This is a genomic window from Vibrio sp. KMM 9700, from assembly GCF_058545285.1.
The window spans coordinates 489,878-506,981 of sequence record NZ_CM178589.1; the positions used below are offsets into that span (position 1 = coordinate 489,878).

Genomic DNA, 17,104 nt, shown 5'->3' on the forward strand with positions numbered 1-17,104 from the left:
GTCAGATTAGAAAGCAACTTCCATACCAACTAGGTATGCTACGTTCTCATCTAGGCTATCATCATCGTCGTAACCAACTTCCGCATAAACTTTAGCGAACTGGTGAACACGCTGTGTCACTGTTACATAGTATGTACGTGCATCAATCTCACCAATTTCTTGTGAACTTTTGGTCTCATCCCAGAAGTTCCAACCTGCTGCGAAGTTGGTGTTGTTCCATTGATAATCTGCTGCAATTTGATAAACATCAGCTTCAACTTCTTGAGATGAATCAACCGAAGATTCATAATTAATGTTAGACCAAGAACCAGCAAGACCAATTGCATCTGTTAATTGATATTCAAGTTCTAAAGAGTAAACATCTGTATCAACACCTGGATCACCGCTCTCTACATCGAATAAGCTAGTTGCAATGTTCTTACCTGTGTAGTAGTAGAAACGTGCATCTAAGCCTGCTACACGGTAGCCAACACGAGCATCATAAATTTCAGTGCTGCCTGTTACATCAATTTCTTGGTTTGAATCATTTAGGTATGTACCGTTATCAGAACTAACTAGACCTGAAGTACCGAAGTAGAAAGTACCATTGTCATATACATATTTATATGTTTCATCACCTTCGGTTTGAACAAAGTCAACACCACCAGTACCAAACTCATAATCTTTACCGATACCAGCATCATCAGAAATTAACAATTGACGACCAATAGTAAACTCACCGTAAGTTTCTGAACCGAAACCAACATATGCTTCGTCACTACCTACATCATCATCCTCGAAATACAGGCCGAATCCACCAATTGCATATAAATCTTCATTGATGCTTAGTTTCGCAACGGTGCCAAGATCACCGTCATCAATACGAATATCTGTATCTGGTGAATCACCATAATCTTTATAAACTTGTACTTCTGCAGCACCTGTTACGTCAATAGAAACACCGCCATTGTCATAAACTGTTACTGCTGCGTTTGCACTTGTTGCTGCCCCTGCAACTAGAAGAGCTAATAATGTTTTTTTCATATTAATCCACTGCCTTTTTAAATCATCCCTGTGGGAGTCCATTCGAAAGTATTGTTTTTATATTCAGTTGAGTTTTCACAACTTGGATACATTTACAACTAATGCGTAAGAAAATTACATTCGATGTAAACAAAATTGTATCCAGATGCTCAATCACTCACCTCGCATTACACTTCATTCACATAAAGATCACACATTTAGAAAATAAATGGCGATCATGTGAAATTTTTGTTTCCTTGCGAAGACAGATTTAAGATGCAGCAGCTGAATGAGAATGTCAAATTTTTCCAAAATTTTATTGAACTTTTAAAAATTCTATATATTTCAATTATTTATATAATTCACGTAATTTAAACAAGGATTTAGTAACCAAGCAAAACGATTGTGAAAATTATGTACAATTGTAAATAAGCAGCAATACAAACTGTAAAATTTGTTAAAAATACAGTGTTTTAATATCTTATGCTGATTAAATTAAATCATTCAAAATAAAACACTGATTTCTATTTAAGAAACTCTGTTTTATTGGAAATAGATAAAAAGTGTGAACTAGATCTAATAAAAATAGAAAATATTGTGTGCAGCTTGCAATACATTATTTCCGCGCCACAAGTGAATTTCATGTATAATCTAAGCTTCAATCAGATTAAAAATGAGATATAATTTTGCATAATATCAATCACTTGAACCATATTGTGCTTAAATTACATACAAATCAAGCCATAGCCAAAGTGAATATTTATGCCTAAAAAAGAAATCCAAGCAGCCATAAAGAAAAGTTATCAAAACCTGCATGCGCAATTAGATGGATTTATCCCAAGACGTGGACAAAATTTTTTGGTCTCTGAAATTGCAAAAACTTTGGCCGGTCGCTACCACAAAAAAAACCGCGTTTTGGTCGCCGAAGCTGGCACTGGGATAGGGAAATCTTTAGCGTACTTAATGGGTGCGGTGCCCTTTGCACAATTTAGTCAGCAAAAAATTGTCATCTCGACAGCCACTGTCGCGCTTCAAGAACAATTGATGGACAAAGATCTGCCGTTATATCGCCGCTTAAACGAAGTTCCTTTTGAGTTCCGCTTAGTCAAAGGGCGACAACGTTATTGCTGCGCAGAAAAGCTTGCTATCGCGGCTGACACTCAGTCTTCAGATGATCCACAAATGGCGATGTTTAGCCATAAACCTACAGCAAAAGATAAAGATCTTCTCAAGCGCCTTTATGAGGCCTATCAAGCGCAAAAATGGGATGGTGATAGAGATGCATGGCCAACGCCTATCCCCCAAGAGATTTGGCAAACTATTGTAAGCGATAAACATTCTTGCCATAACGGGGTTGCAGTGCATCGTGACTGCCCGTTCCAAAAAGCGCGTCAAGACTTAGATAAAGCAAATGTAATTATTGCCAACCATAGTTTAGTCATGGCTGATATTGAACTTGGCGGTGGGGTCATTTTGCCTGAGCCAGAGCAATGCATTTATATTTTTGATGAAGCGCACCACTTGCCACATATCGCGCGTGATCACAACGCGGCAGCGGCAAGCTTAAAAGGCGCAATCGCTTGGCTTGAAACCTTAAATAAATCCGCGACTAAAATTGCAACCGCGGGTGATATAAAGAAAACCAATCGCTTTTTAGATCAACTCATCTCAAATATTCAAGAAATTATTCCAAGCTTAAAAGAAGTCACGAATTATTGCTCTAGCCTTGGATTTGAAGATGATAACTACAGATTTGAACATGGTGAACTGCCTGAGTGGTTATTTGAACAAGCCAAAGAGTTAAAAGAAACAACCAAAAAAGCAGAACAAGGTTTAGGTAAAATTATCGACCTTATTTCAGAGCGAATAAAAGAAGGTCAAGTGGCCTCTCGGATTGTTGAACCTATTTTAGCCGAAGCGGGCTTTTTTATGCAGCGCCTTGAAAATTTAGCTAAAGTTTGGGCGCTGATGGCACAAAAAAATAATGATAAAGGCGCCCCGCTTGCACGCTGGGTGGATAAAACCCTTGAAGCAAAAAAAGAAGATTTTATTATTAATGTCTCACCGCTTGAGATTGGTTGGCAGCTAGATAGCAAACTTTGGAGCCGCTGCGCAGGCGCTATTTTAGTATCCGCAACCATGCGTGCATTAAATAAGTTCGATTACTTTGCACGCGCAGCGGGTATATCGATGAAGCCTGAAATGGGCGCACAGTTTTATTCTTTATCTTCACCTTTTGATTATAAAAACCAGGCAGTGATTGAAATTCCAAATTTAGAGTTTGAACCCTCACATCCTAAATTTAGTGACTATTTAATTAAAATATTGCCAAAATATATTGCTGAAAATCAGGCAAATTTGGTATTGTTCTCGTCTTATTGGCAGATGAACCAAGTCGCAGATGCGTTAGCAAAAGATTTTCAAAAAAAGAAATGGCACTTGCAGATCCAAGGAAAAAAATCCCGCTCTGAAATACTAAAACAGCACAAAGCATACTGCCAAATGCAAAAAACCAGTATACTCTTTGGCACAGGTAGTTTTTCAGAAGGGCTTGACCTTCCTGGCAGCTTATTAACCAACCTTATCATCACAAAAATTCCATTTGCGGTGCCAACCTCCCCGATTGAGCGTGCACATGCGGAATACATCGAATCTAGTGGTGGCAATCCATTTATGCAAATTGCTGTGCCTGAAGCGAGTAAAAAACTGATTCAATCCGTCGGTCGATTGCTGCGAAAAGAACAAGATACAGGTAAAATTGTGCTTCTTGATCGCCGAGTTATCACTAAACGTTATGGTAAAGCACTACTTGATTCATTGCCCCCTTTTGCACGAAAAATTGACTATTAATTATTAAGGAAAAACAAACATGGAAATGTTAGAGCCAAGTGTAATTGCTTTATTGGCACTCGTTGCATTCGCTGCAGGCTTTATTGATGCGGTTGCCGGAGGTGGCGGTATGCTGACCATACCAGCGCTTCTTGCAGCAGGCCTGCCGCCACACTTAGCTCTTGGCACAAACAAATTGTCAGCAACCTTCGCCTCATCAACTGCTGCTATCACCTATTACCGCAAAAAACTCTTCTCGCCACTATTTTGGAAAGATGCCTTTTGGGCAACCCTTATTGGTTCTATCATCGGCACCTGTGTCGTGAGCTTTATCAGTACCGAATGGCTAAATAAAATCTTACCTTTGATCATTCTATCAACGGCAATTTATTCCATCTTGCACCGCCCAAAACTTGGCGAAGAAAATGTCCTGCCAGCGCATGATCCAAAATTAGCCAAAAAACAACGCTTGCAAGGTTTAAGTCTTGGCTTTTATGATGGCGCAATAGGCCCTGGAACCGGCGCATTTTGGGTGGTATCCAATATGGCGCTATATAAAATTAATATGCTCCTCGCCTCTGGCGTGGCCAAAGCGATGAACTTTACCAGTAATGCAACCTCTTTAGTGACCTTCGCTATTTTTGGTACGATTAACTGGGAATTAGGCCTCACCATGGGGGTTTGCTTAATGGCCGGCGCATATTTAGGCGCACATTCCGCGATAAAGTTTGGCGCGAAATTTATTCGCCCAGTGTTTATTTGTGTAGTCACTGTGATGGCTGCAAAACTTGCTTATGATGCTTGGTTTTAAATCAAGTCATTGCAATAAGGTTCACCGCTATGAATTTTGATTCGATTACCCCATTACTGACAGATATCAGTGAACGCTCTAAAGTTTATGATCGTGCCAATGGGGAGCATCACCAGTTTCTATTTGATCACCAATTGTTTCAAACTCAATCTTACACGCTGCAACCTTATGTCAAGGAAGTCCAAAAAAGCTTTGCCCATTTAGTCCAAGAGTATGAGGCAAAGCGCTTAAGTGCTGCGCGAGCGCAATATCTAACAGAGCGTTTGCTCGCGCAAATTAGCGCCATTACACGTGAGCTTGCAACCACTCAGATTCGCAAAAAAGAACCTAAACACTGGCAACATAATCAAGTTAGTATGCACCAACTATATCAAGACTTGTCGCAACATATTGAGTGGGAAAGGCGTTTAAAGACCCTTGTCGAAGAGCAAAAAGAGAAAGTGGCACAAACTTTTGGCCCAGCCCAAGGCAAAGCCCAACAAGCACTATTAAAAGCCGAAGAAAGACTCAAGCGCTGCCAAATCGCTAAGAATAAAATAGAAAATCGAATCACGCGTCGCGAAAGCGTGCATTATGGAAAACTTTAGAATGACAAACTTAACTCCAGCATCTGATGATGGCCAAACAAATACTGAACAAGAAACTGCGCACCCACTTGCTCATGCGCCGCAAGATGTAAAACTCGCAGTGGATTTAATTTATCTTTTAGAAACCAACGAAATCCCAAAAGATGTCGCATTATCTGCGCTTGAAATGGTCAAAAACGATTTATTGAAAAAATAAAGCCAGACAGAAATAAAAAAGGCTAACTTCAAAATGAGTTAGCCTTTATTTATATCAAGATGTTAGATTAAGCTGCAACAGTAATACCGCTTTGACCTGCATAGGCATCATCTTTTAGTGCTTGAATGCGGTCTGAAATTTGTGGGTGAGTACGAAGTAAATCAGACAATGACGCACCACCACCATTAATCCCGAACGCTTTCATCGAACCTTCAAGCTGTGGCTCCATACCGTGTGATAGGCGCTCAAGCGCAGCAATCATCTTCTCTTTGCCTACAAGCTGCGCTGCGCCTGCATCCGCATAGAATTCACGGCGACGGCTATACCACATAGTGATAAAGCTAGCTAAGAAACCAAATAGCAATTCAAGTACAAAAGAAGTTAGGTAATATGCCATGCCGCCTTGTACTTCACCGCTTTCTTCATCACGCGAGCCGCTTACAATACCGGCAACAACACGCGCAAGGAAAATCACAAAGGTATTCACTACGCCTTGCATCAAGGTCATCGTCACCATGTCACCGTTCGCAATATGACTCATTTCATGTGCTAATACGGCTTCGGCTTCATCACGGCTCATGCTGTGCATCAAACCAGTTGAGACTGCAACCAAAGAATCGTCACGCTTAGCGCCTGTAGCAAAAGCGTTCATCTCTGGCGCATCATAAAGTGCAACACTTGGCATGCCGATGCCTAATTGTTTGGCTTGTGCCTCAACTGTTGAAAGTAACCAATGTTCCATTTCATTGCGTGGGCTTTCAATCACTTGTCCGCCGACAGAAGCAAGCGCCATTTTCTTTGACATCAGTAGTGAAATAAACGCACCACCAAAACCAAACACGGCTGCCAAGATTAAGAGACCAGACATGCTACCTGGGCTTATCCCTGTAAAGCTATAGACCAGACTCAACACAATACTTAAAACAAGCATTACCGCTAAGTTTGTTAACAAGAATAAGAATATTCGTTTCATTTTTTCTTTACCTATATAGAAAGAGTTTTGCGAAGGCATGACCACATGCCAGTTATCTAGTTGTAATCATGTATCATTTTGCCTGTAAGGTTAAGCATTAAATTGCAACATTTAGTATCTATCACCAACAGAGTAAGACCAACACTTATATTTAACCTAATGGTTACTAACCCTTTAGTAGTCTACGACTTTGGTCGAATAGAGAATGTGAACAATTTTGCTACTATAAGACGCCCTACACATACATGATTTATTACCTCTGTTACTAAAATAAGGAAATTTTCAATGCAATCACGTCCAAAATCATTCCAAGCTTGTAAAGATCACGCAGCAAATCAAATGGCGATTGACGTTCTTCGTTGTCACTTGGGCTTGAGCCAAGATGAGGCGCGCAAACACTTAGGAGTGGAAGGCCAACGAGAAGATCAAGATTTTGTAGAAGCTTTTAATATTGCCCAATCGAGCCAAGATTAAGGCGGTAGATTTACAATTTGTAATAAATTATTAAGCCACGCTCGCTAGAATACTTGAAACCAACTGACAGATGATGCAACATACCCCTATTCTTCTGTGAACTATATTCGCATTCAAATAACTATTCTTAAGTTTTAAATAGGTAATCTATGTATAAGTGGCTTCTTTTTCTATTATTTACAGGTACTTGTACCTTAGCACAAGCGGCAACGGATAAAGAAAAAACCGTTAGCCAAGTTAAACCTGAAGCAATCGAAGTTAGCCCTGTGACAGAGCAAGGCGACAAGCTGATCTTAGGTGAAAAGGAATGGGTGTATGTTAAAGAACTCGACCGTAACCTAAAAGCACGTATTGATACCGGTGCAACCACTTCTTCTATCAGCGCAGATGTGATTGATATTAAGCGTGAAAAAGGCAAACGTAGCCAAGTTACCTTTAAATTAAAACACGAAGACTGGGAAGGCCCTGAAGTAACTTTGCCTGTCCAACGTTGGGTTGAAGTTCGTCAATCAAGTACGGAAGAGCTAGATAAACGCCCTGTAGTTGACTTGCCAATTCAAATTGGTGAGAAAAAACTGACCACAGAATTTACGCTGACTGACCGTATGCACCTCAGCTACCCAGTTCTGATTGGCCGCAGCTTTATCGATGAGCGCGCAATTGTTGATGTTTCTCATAAATATATTCAAAAGAAACATAAAGTTGCCCCTACTGAAGAAGAAAAGCTAGCTAAAGCGAAAGAAGACGAAGCGGCGAAAGAAAAGGCTGAACAAGCAAAAGCTGATAAAGAAGACAAAGAAGCTGATGCTAAAAAAGATTCCGAAGAGAAAACCGCTAAAGCTGACGATGAAAAGTCTGATGATGCAAAAGATGCAGACAAAGATTCAGAGAAAAAAGATGACAAGTCTGATTCTGAGAAAGAAAAGGCTTAAATCTAGTTAATTTCTTTTTAAGAACGTCCAAAACATAAAAAACCGAACGGATAAATTATCTCGTTCGGTTTTTTTTATATCTTCACTAAAGACAAGTTTAGCCGATATGAGTGGCGCCATTCATATATTGACGTAACACTTGTGGGATCTCGATACGACCATCTTCAAGTTGGTTGTTTTCAAGAATCGCTACCATAGTACGACCTACAGCAAGACCAGAACCGTTTAGTGTGTGTACAAGCTCAGGTTTTTTCTCACCTTTACGACGAAAACGTGCTTGCATACGACGTGCTTGGAAGTCACCCATGTTTGAACAAGATGAAATCTCACGGTATGTTTCTTGCGCAGGTACCCAAACTTCTAGATCATAGGTTTTATATGCGCTAAAGCCCATGTCACCTGTACATAGCACAACTTTACGGTATGGCAGTTCTAAAAGCTGTAGTACTCGCTCAGCGTGACCGGTTAGCTCTTCAAGCGCAGCTTCTGAATCTTCAGGGCGCGTGACTTGTACTAGCTCAACTTTGTCAAATTGGTGCATACGAATAAGACCACGTGTATCACGGCCATAAGAACCAGCTTCAGAGCGGAAACATGGTGTATGAGCTGTCATTTTAAGCGGAAGATCTGCTTCATCTGTGATGCTGTCACGCACAAGGTTTGTCACTGGCACTTCTGCTGTTGGGATCAGTGATAGATTTTTCAGCGGTTGATCGCTTACTTGCTCAGTCAATGGACGTGTATGGAACAAGTCTTCGCCAAATTTAGGCATTTGACCTGTACCAAACAAGCTTTCATGGTTGACCAAATATGGTACATATAGCTCAGTATAGCCATGTTTATCTGTATGCAAATCAAGCATAAATTGAGCAATCGCACGGTGCAGGCGCGCAAATTGACCTTTCATCACGATAAAACGAGAGCCTGTGATTTTAACTGCTGATGCGAAGTCAAGACCGTCGCCCATTTCACCAAGATCAACATGATCTTTCACTTCAAAGTTGTACTCTTTTGGCGTGCCCCAACGTGAAACTTCAACGTTATCATTCTCGTCTTTTCCATCCGGCACATCTGCTGCTGGAATGTTTGGCACAGAATGAATAATTGCATCAAGTTTTGCTTGCACTTCAGCTAGCTCAATTTTTGCAGCTTCTAAGTCAGAGCCTAAAGTGCCAACTTCAGCCATAAGCTGTTGCGCTTTTGCCTCATCACCGGATGCTTTCGCTTGACCAATCGCTTTGGAACTTGCATTACGTTTTGCTTGCAGTTCTTCTGTTGTCACCTGAATCGCTTTACGCTGAGCTTCAAGTTGGTTAATTGTTTCCACATCAAGTTGGAAACCGCGACGAGCAAGTTGAGCAGCCGTTTGGTCTAGCTCACTGCGAAATAATTTAGAATCAAGCATTGCTTATCCTGTGATATATTTGAAGTTGAAAACACAGCCCGTCATCGACGAGCCAATTGCTAATAAGATACCTAAAATCACTTATTTTTGATAGCGCTTTTGCGGGCTTTTTGCGTCTAAATCAGCCAAATACTCTAACTTTTGGCGAATTTTTATCTCAAGGCCGCGATCATGCGGTTGGTAATAGCGCCGTGAAGAAAGTTCAGGTGGTAAATAGACTTCGCCTGCGGCGTAAGCGCCCGGTTCATTATGTGCATAACGATACTCTTCGCCATAACCCATATCGGACATTAATTTAGTTGGCGCATTGCGCAAATGCAGTGGCACTTCAAGTTCTGGATGCTCACGCGCATCAGACAAAGCTTGCTTCCATGCAGTATACACAGCGTCACTTTTGGGCGCACAAGCAAGATAAACCACAGCTTGGGCAATCGCGCGCGTGCCTTCTGCTGCGCCTACTCTGTGATAGCAATCCCAAGCACTTAATGCTACTTGCATCGCTTTGGGATCGGCATTGCCTATATCTTCAGAGGCAATCGCAAGTAAACGTCTGGCCACATATAAAGGATCGCCACCGGCGGTGATGATTCGCGCTGACCAATACAAAGCAGCATCTGGGTTTGAGCCGCGAATAGATTTATGCACCGCTGAGATTAAGTCATACCACATCTCGCCTTGGTTATCGAAACGCGCGACCTTTTCACCCGCAACTTGCGCAAGCAGTGCCACATCAATTTGTTTAATCCCTTGCGCATCTTCTTCTGCCATGTCATATAAAAGCTCAAGATAATTCAGCCCCATACGCGCATCGCCAGTGACCAACTCACTTAGGCTTTCTAAAACTTTGCCTTCAAAGCTTGCTGGGGTTTTCCCAAGCCCACGCGTCTCATCGTTAATCGCTTGATTGAGCACATCTAAAATATCAGCTTGAGTTAGAGCTTGAAGCTTATAGACACGCGCACGTGAGAGCAGTGCGTGATTCAGCTCAAAAGAAGGGTTTTCTGTGGTGGCGCCAATAAAGGTCACTGTGCCATCTTCGATATGGGGTAAAAACGCATCTTGCTGCGATTTATTAAATCGATGCACCTCATCGACAAACAAAATGGTTTGAATGCCAGCTTGTTTATTTTGCTTCGCTTCATCCATCGCTAGACGAATATCTTTGACTCCAGAGGTCACTGCCGATAAACGCAGCACTTGCGCCTTGGCATAATGGGCGGCAATTTCAGCCAATGTGGTCTTGCCTGTGCCCGGTGGCCCCCACAAAATCATAGAGTGTAAATGGCCAGATGCTAGCGCGCGGCGTAGCGGTTTTCCTGGGGCAAGCAAATGCGCCTGCCCGCAGTATTCTTCTATCTTTTGAGGACGCATTCTTGCCGCAAGTGGGCGAAAGTCATCCTCATTGGAAAAAGATAAATCTAAGTTTTTCATAACAAATTATTGGCGCTGATCATCAACCGTGACACCTTTTGGCACCACAAAGCTAAATTGTGACGCTGAAGGCTTGGCAGATTTAAAGTTTTGGAAGCCAAAACGGCTTTGCTGACCATCTTGCTCTATCACATAAAAACGCTTCACCACGCCTTTGGCATTAATTTCGATTTGGAATTGATTGACATTGGTTGAGCGATCTTTTGGCGCAAGAACAAACAAGTCATCACGCTGCACAATGGTGTATTTTTCCCAGTCTGAAGCTTGGTTGCGAGTCAGTAGCACGAAAGGTGTTTGCGCTGTCGCCTCGGCTTGATCTAGGATGCTCACTTGCTCAACAAATGGGTCGTAATACCAGACCGACTTGCCATCAGAAACCAGTAACGTCTCATTTGGCGTCGTGGTTTCCCAGCGAAATTGATTTGGACGCAAGATTTGCGCTTTGCCCTGACCTTGCATCACCACTGTGCCATCTGCATCCACAACGGTTTGGCTGAAATTAGCACTAAACCCAGTATTTAAGTTTAAGCGCTCACTTAAAACATCTTTTGGCGCAGCAAGCGCAATACTTGAAACCAAGACACTTGTTGCTAAACCTAACGCCATGAAAAGATTTTTCATATTTTATCCTTTTACCCAAGTGCGCAAGGCGCGACTTTAAATAATACTTTAGGCTTTGCCCCAAAGTGTAACCTCTCTAGGGCATAGACTCGTTAATCAAACTGTTTAATCGGTGGCGGGATCAAGACTTCTCGCATCCCGTTTTTACTTGGCTCGCTTAAGATACCTTCAGCTTGCAGTTGGTCAATGATCTTCGCAGAGCGGTTATACCCAATACTAAAGTGACGCTGGACTGCTGAAATCGAGCCTTTGCGCGTTTCTGCGCAGAACTCAACCACTTGGTCATATAGCTCATCTTTGCTCGCTTCACCAGTATCTAGAGACTCACCCGGCAGTAAGTTATCCGCCGTTTTCTCGCCACTGGTGATAGATTCAATATATTGCGGGCGACCACGCGCTTTCCAGTCATTGACGACCGCGTTCACATCATCATCCGATGCAAATGCACCATGCACACGCATAGGATGGTTGGTGCCAGACGGTTGATAGAGCATATCCCCCATACCAAGAAGAGATTCGGCGCCGCCTTGGTCTAAAATGGTACGTGAATCTGTTTTAGTTGAAACCGTAAACGCCACACGACTTGGAATATTAGCTTTAATTAAGCCGGTAATCACATCTACCGATGGGCGCTGAGTTGCCAATACAAGGTGGATCCCCGCGGCACGTGCTTTTTGCGCAAGACGTGCGATAAGCTCTTCAACTTTCTTACCCACCACCATGATGAGATCAGCAAATTCATCCACAATCACCACGATACTTGGTAGTTTTTCAAGCAGCGGCGCCGTTTCATCCATAGTATCGCCCGGTTGCCATAGCGGATCAGGGATTGGATAACCAGCCTCGCGCGCCATTTCAATTTTTTCGTTAAAGCCTTTGATATTACGAACTTTTAACTTAGATAGTAGCTTATAGCGACGCTCCATCTCACCGACACACCAACGGAGTGCATTGGCTGCATCTTTCATATCCGTCACAACTTCTGAAAGTAAGTGCGGGATCCCTTCATAAATCGACAATTCAAGCATTTTCGGGTCGATCATGATAAAGCGTACATCTTCAGGCTTGGCTTTATACAGCATGCTCAAGATCATCACGTTAACCCCAACCGACTTACCCGAGCCTGTTGTACCAGCAACCAAAACGTGCGGCATTTTGGCAAGGTCAGCCACCACAGGTTCACCTGCAATGTCTTGTCCAAGTACGACAGCGGTTGCTGATTTTTGTTCTTGGAACACTTCACTGCCGACAACTTCAGAGAAATAAACGGTTTCGCGGATAATGTTTGGCAACTCTAAACCAATGTAAGGTTTACCCGGTAAAACTTCGACCACGCGTACCGAAGACACAGACAAAGAACGCGCTAAGTCTGTTGAAAGACCCGTAATACGGCTTGCTTTTACACCTGGCGCAAGATCTAGCTCAAAGCGTGTGATCACAGGGCCTGGGAAGATATCCACGACCTGCGCTTCAATCTTAAAGTCAGCCAGTTTTTCTTCAACCAAACGCGCCATATCTTCAAGCGCTTCATGATCAATATACTTCTCACCCTTTTGCGGCTGCTCAAGTAAATCTAAAGTTGGCATTGGCGTAGTGGGTTCTGGTAAGTTTGGCTCATCCATTAAGAATGGGTTTTGCATTAATTTTTCTTTGGCCTGCGCTTGTTGCACCATGTCATACAAGGCTTTGGCTTCAGCTTGATTATCCGTCTGCGCTTGACTACTCGCTTGAACTGGCGCCTGGGTTGGCGTCACAGCTTGCGTAGGAACGTGCTGCGGTTCAGGTGTCGGCTCGACATAAGCAGGCGTTGGCATGTGTGCTTGTGGCTGCTCAAAGCTAGGCGTAGAGGTTTGTGCAACATCTTGCGTGCTAAGTGTCTGCTCAAAATTATTTTCATCAAAGCTTGCAGTCTCAAGACTCTCATCTTCATACACATCATCTTGGTAATCGGGTGCATTGGATGCGCTATATAACTGATGAATGTTGTTTGCTGCAACGGATTGCAGCTTATTTTGCATGCTATAAGCTTGTGATTCTGCGGCTTGTGCTTGTTGCATCGCTTCCAATTGACGCGCTTCTTCAAGCTGCTGTGCTTCTTCTTGCTCACGGCGCTCAGCTTCTTGGCGCGCAATTTCAGCTTGGCGCTCAGCGGCTTGACGTTCTGCTGCTAAACGCTCGGCCTCTTGGGCTTGGCGCATCGCTTCTTGTTGTCTTGCTTCTTCTTGCTGCTGTTGCTGCTGTGCTTGGGCAAACAGTGCTTGTTGCTGCGCTTGACGCTCAGCTTCCAAACGCTCTGCTTCTTGTTGCTGACGCAGCGCCTCAAGTTGACGCGCAGCTTGCTCTTGGCGTGCTTGCTCGGCGGCAATTTCTTCAGGCGTCGGCCCTTGCGCTGCGGCTTGTGCTGCGGCCTTTTCTTGTTCTGCCAATCGCTGCGCTTCACGCTTTTCAATTGCCATGATTTTTTCAGCCATGCTTAAACGACGCGGCGCTTCAGGCTTTTCTTCTGGTTCTGGTTCTGATTCGGCTTGTATCGCCTCAGCTTTTGCTGCAACCGCTTCAACCTCAGCAACTTGGACTTGAGGCGCAGGTGCTGGCTCAGTAACAGGCGTTACTTCTTCAACAGTTTGCGCTGCAACCTTGCTCTCTGGAGCTGTACTTTGGGGAGCTAGGGCTTCAGATACCACTGCCGCTTGCGGCTCAGCAGATACTGGCGCCACGGACTGGCTAGGTTGTGCGCGAGGCGCAGGCGGTGTACTTGGCATTTGCATAGCGTCATCATCAATATCAAGTTGTGATAAATCGCCGAGTTTAGGCCCCTCAAATTCATCATCTTCAGATGCTTGCGCTTTCGCAGCAATGGTTTGCGCTGCAGCCGCCGCTGCCGGTCCCGCTAAGCTAATTTTTTTCGCAACAGGTTTGCTTGCTAACGCTTGCTCAGCAGCTGGTGCTTGGGCCGCGGCCTTTGCTTTTTTCGGCGCTTGCAAAGAAAACTTCGCTTTTTTTGCCCCAGCTTTTTTAACCGCTTTGGGTGCATCCGTCGCACGGATCGCGTTTGCTTCTTCTTCCTCTAGCGCATCAAGTTGCTGCGTTGAAATCGCAACATTTGGCACTTCAAGATCACTGACGTCAAACTGCGGATGCTCATCTGGTGAAAGTTGCAGATCTTCATCTTGAAAATGGTTACGAAAATCATGGTTCGCACTAAGATCAGGATTAAAACTTTGACTACGGTCACCGCGCAGAGTATGGGCTGTTTTTTCGACACTTTTAATTGAAGTTAAACCTAGCTTTTCAACAATCGCGAGCCAAGATAAACCACTCACAAGTGGGATGCTCGCAAGCCAAGTAAATAAAAAGATAAGGGTTGCGCCGAATGAGCTCAACATAGGCACCAGCATGCGATCAACCAAGTCGCCAATCACACCACCGGATGGGAAGCTCCAAATATCATCGAAATGAATACCCGCTAAGGCACAGCTACTCACAACAAGCAAGACTGCGCCGAGAAAACGGGTTCCCCAAACTAAGAAATCAAACGACACATTGCTTGACGGACTTGGGCGTAAGATACGCCAGCCTAAAAAGACAAGTAAAACAGGGATTGCATAGCTAAATACACCAAAACAAAACAATAATAAACTTGCGACCCAAGCACCAAAAGCACCACCGGCATTTTGTACTTCATGGCTCCACCCTGTTTGCAACCAAGTTGGATCACTGGCCTCAAAAGAATATAAAGCAATCGAGATCAAAACCGCAAAACAAGCGCATACAATAAAGAAAAATTCTCGTAAGCGTTGTGAGCCGTTTAAATGTGCTTTATCAGCATTTTTTGTAAGCTTGGATTTTATATGTGTTACAGATTTAGATGTAGATGATTTTGTCATAGTTTTAATTAGCTAAATACGGAATGCAAAAGCGAAAAATCTTAATATAGAAATGGCGCCATAAAAGTGATGCTCAGCGCGAAATACCCTATTCGTTTGTGAATAAAGATAAAATCTGCGCCAAATGAGTATAACAATAACTGAAATTGCTTAAAACACCTAGCACAGAGATCTGACAAGAATTAACGTGACTGGATAACGAGTTGATTGGATTGTTTGACTTCTTCCATGACAACATAAGTGCGGGTATCATTGACCCCAGGTAGACGCAGCAAGGTATCGCCCAATAATTTACGGTACGCACCCATATCCGCTACGCGGGTTTTAAGCAAATAATCAAAATCACCCGAAACAAGGTGACATTCTTGAATATCATCAAGATTTTGCACAGCGGTGTTAAATTGTTCAAACACGTCAGGTGCACCACGATTTAGTGTAATTTCAACAAAAACTAATAATGATGCATCGAGATATTGAGGATTAAGCTGTGCGCTATAACCTAAAATATACCCTTGGCGTTCAAGGCGACGAACACGCTCAAGACAAGGGGTTGGCGATAAACCTACACGCTTTGAAAGCTCAACATTTGAGATACGTCCATCGCGTTGTAATTCACTTAAAATATTACGGTCGATTCTGTCCAAATCCTTAGACGGTTTTTTACTCTGTTCCGGCATTTTTTCCTACCTTATGACTTCCTTGTGAACATTTATGCTTAATTTTTGTTCTTTTTGTGAAAATACAGAAAGAAATTCTAATAAGTTACGACTACACTTGAATAATATTTCAATAATATTGAAATGTCTAGTCACTAACACTACTTAAGTAAAAGGAATTAGCATGATTATTGGTATCCCAAAAGAGATTAAAAATCATGAATATCGCGTGGGCATGACCCCTGCAAGTGTGAAAGAAGCAATTCAACATGGTCATCAAGTCTATGTAGAAACCAATGCAGGTTTAGGCATAGGGTTTGATGATGACGCTTATATGGCTGCTGGTGCCTCTATCCTTTCGAGTGCACCTCAAATATTTGAGAAATCTGAGATGATTGTCAAGGTTAAAGAGCCGCAGGAAAATGAACGTGCAATGCTCAAACCTGATCAAATTCTCTTTACTTATCTACATCTTGCCCCAGATTTGGCCCAAACAAAAGACTTAATTGCATCAAAAGCCATTTGTATTGCATATGAGACTGTAACAGATAAACAGGGTCGATTGCCACTCCTTGCGCCTATGTCTGAGGTTGCAGGCCGTATGGCGATCCAAGCTGGCGCTCAAACCTTAGAAAAATCCCACGGTGGAATGGGGTTACTTTTAAGCGGTGTGCCAGGTGTCGCGCCAGCAAAGGTTGTCGTTTTAGGTGGCGGGGTTGTCGGCTCCAATGCTGCGCGAATGGCGGTAGGTTTACGTGCAGATGTCAGCATATTCGATAAAAATATCGACACGTTGCGTCAACTTGATCAAGAGTTCCAAGGCAAGGCTAAGGTTATTTATTCGACCCAAGATGCGCTAGAAGCTGCGATAAAAGAAGCAGATTTAATCATTGGCGCTGTGCTTATTCCAGGCGCTGCTGCGCCAAAATTAATTCGCCGTGAACATCTAAAAATGATGAAGCAAGGTGCAGCGCTCGTCGATGTGGCGATTGATCAAGGCGGTTGCTTTGAAACATCTCATCCTACCACTCATGCTGAGCCAACCTTTGTTGTTGATGACATTGTGCACTATTGCGTAGCCAATATGCCTGGTGCCGTCGCCCGCACCTCGACCTTTGCCCTTAATAATGCCACTTTGCCCTATATTTTAGAAATCGCGAATAAAGGTTATCGCCAAGCGCTACTCGATAATCAAGGCTTGCTCAATGGTCTAAACGTCTTCCAAGGCAAGCTCACATATGCGCCAGTGGCTCAAGCCTTTGGGTTGGATTACACCCCTGCCGAGACTTTGCTCAGTTAA

General features: G+C 43.2%; 14 protein-coding genes. 7 read left to right on the plus strand and 7 right to left on the minus strand.

Features of this window, described 5'->3' with window-relative positions:
• Window positions 1-6: 6 nt before the first annotated feature.
• Window positions 7-1,023 (minus strand): porin, encoded by a 1,017-nt coding sequence (locus tag AC2VOY_RS02220; RefSeq protein WP_491832012.1) that lies wholly within the window; start codon window positions 1,021-1,023, stop codon window positions 7-9.
• A gap of 741 nt (window positions 1,024-1,764) precedes the next feature.
• On the opposite strand from AC2VOY_RS02220, the gene dinG reads away from it, so the two are divergent.
• The 4 genes from dinG to AC2VOY_RS02240 are packed head-to-tail and all read left to right on the plus strand — an operon-like array spanning window position 1,765 to window position 5,425.
• Complete coding sequence (gene dinG / locus AC2VOY_RS02225) at window positions 1,765-3,852, plus strand: ATP-dependent DNA helicase DinG (protein WP_491832013.1); 2,088 nt, start codon at window positions 1,765-1,767, stop codon at window positions 3,850-3,852.
• 19 nt (window positions 3,853-3,871) lie between these two features.
• A complete protein-coding gene (locus tag AC2VOY_RS02230; protein WP_491832014.1) occupies window positions 3,872-4,642 on the plus strand; it encodes a TSUP family transporter in 771 nt (256 codons plus the stop codon).
• Window positions 4,643-4,671: 29 nt separating this feature from the next.
• Window positions 4,672-5,229, plus strand: a complete 558-nt coding sequence (locus tag AC2VOY_RS02235; RefSeq protein WP_491832015.1) for a primosomal replication protein — start codon at window positions 4,672-4,674, stop codon at window positions 5,227-5,229.
• Window position 5,230: 1 nt separating this feature from the next.
• On the plus strand, window positions 5,231-5,425 hold the full coding sequence (locus AC2VOY_RS02240; protein WP_491832016.1) for a DUF2496 domain-containing protein: 195 nt from the start codon (window positions 5,231-5,233) through the stop codon (window positions 5,423-5,425).
• A 67-nt stretch (window positions 5,426-5,492) separates the two neighbouring features.
• Here the strand turns inward: AC2VOY_RS02240 and htpX are convergent, their stop codons facing one another.
• Window positions 5,493-6,398, minus strand: coding sequence for a protease HtpX (gene htpX / locus AC2VOY_RS02245; protein ID WP_491832017.1), 906 nt, complete (start codon window positions 6,396-6,398; stop codon window positions 5,493-5,495).
• 285 nt (window positions 6,399-6,683) lie between these two features.
• Here htpX and AC2VOY_RS02250 point away from each other — a divergent pair, with 285 nt between their 5' ends.
• On the plus strand, window positions 6,684-6,872 hold the full coding sequence (locus AC2VOY_RS02250; protein WP_491832018.1) for a hypothetical protein: 189 nt from the start codon (window positions 6,684-6,686) through the stop codon (window positions 6,870-6,872).
• Between the two features lie 149 nt (window positions 6,873-7,021).
• The gene (locus tag AC2VOY_RS02255) at window positions 7,022-7,804 is read left to right on the plus strand and encodes an ATP-dependent zinc protease family protein (protein WP_491832019.1); all 783 of its coding nucleotides are present in this window, start codon (window positions 7,022-7,024) and stop codon (window positions 7,802-7,804) included.
• 97 nt (window positions 7,805-7,901) lie between these two features.
• Here the strand turns inward: AC2VOY_RS02255 and serS are convergent, their stop codons facing one another.
• The 5 genes from serS to lrp all read right to left on the minus strand — a co-directional run bounded on the left by serS (window position 7,902) and on the right by lrp (window position 15,825).
• Complete coding sequence (gene serS / locus AC2VOY_RS02260) at window positions 7,902-9,209, minus strand: serine--tRNA ligase (RefSeq protein WP_491832020.1); 1,308 nt, start codon at window positions 9,207-9,209, stop codon at window positions 7,902-7,904.
• An 81-nt stretch (window positions 9,210-9,290) separates the two neighbouring features.
• Window positions 9,291-10,640 (minus strand): replication-associated recombination protein A, encoded by a 1,350-nt coding sequence (locus AC2VOY_RS02265; protein ID WP_491832021.1) that lies wholly within the window; start codon window positions 10,638-10,640, stop codon window positions 9,291-9,293.
• 6 nt (window positions 10,641-10,646) lie between these two features.
• Window positions 10,647-11,261 (minus strand): outer membrane lipoprotein periplasmic chaperone LolA, encoded by a 615-nt coding sequence (gene lolA, locus AC2VOY_RS02270; protein WP_491832022.1) that lies wholly within the window; start codon window positions 11,259-11,261, stop codon window positions 10,647-10,649.
• A gap of 92 nt (window positions 11,262-11,353) precedes the next feature.
• Window positions 11,354-15,148 carry a DNA translocase FtsK 4TM domain-containing protein gene (locus tag AC2VOY_RS02275; RefSeq protein ID WP_491832023.1) on the minus strand — a complete coding sequence of 1,265 codons (3,795 nt, stop codon included), beginning with the start codon at window positions 15,146-15,148 and terminating at the stop codon, window positions 11,354-11,356.
• A gap of 182 nt (window positions 15,149-15,330) precedes the next feature.
• Entirely contained in the window at window positions 15,331-15,825 is a 495-nt protein-coding gene (gene lrp / locus AC2VOY_RS02280) for a leucine-responsive transcriptional regulator Lrp (protein ID WP_491832024.1), read from the minus strand.
• A gap of 163 nt (window positions 15,826-15,988) precedes the next feature.
• Here lrp and ald point away from each other — a divergent pair, with 163 nt between their 5' ends.
• On the plus strand, window positions 15,989-17,104 hold the full coding sequence (gene ald, locus AC2VOY_RS02285) for an alanine dehydrogenase (protein WP_491832025.1): 1,116 nt from the start codon (window positions 15,989-15,991) through the stop codon (window positions 17,102-17,104).